Origin of the sequence: Lentilactobacillus parakefiri, assembly GCF_002157585.1 — a bacterium.
Classification (GTDB): Bacteria; Bacillota; Bacilli; order Lactobacillales; family Lactobacillaceae; genus Lentilactobacillus; species Lentilactobacillus parakefiri.
In genome coordinates, this window is record NZ_BDGB01000050.1 from 1 (window position 1) to 266 (window position 266).

Below are 266 nucleotides of genomic sequence, written 5' to 3' on the forward strand. Positions count from 1 at the left end.
GGATTAGTTTTATCTGCCAATACTTGGAGTTGTCACGGGCAGCGTACTATAAATGGCTGGGTCATGAACCAACGGTGCATGAGTTGGAAAACCAATCAATTTATGAGTATATCAAACAGTTGGAAGAAACTAATCATTACATCTTTGGCGTTAATCGCCTGGTCACTTATATTAATCAAGAAACGTCTTATCAGGTTGGCCCCACTCGGGTTCGTAACATCATGCGTCGAGGTAATATTAAAGCTTCAATTCGGGTTGCCAAGCAT

General features: G+C 41.4%; 1 protein-coding gene. It reads left to right on the forward strand.

Annotated features, from left to right (window positions below; translation table 11 throughout):
• Positions 1–266, forward strand: a 266-nt coding sequence (locus tag LPKJCM_RS13175; RefSeq protein ID WP_165758572.1) for an IS3 family transposase, incomplete at both ends; no start/stop codon positions are given.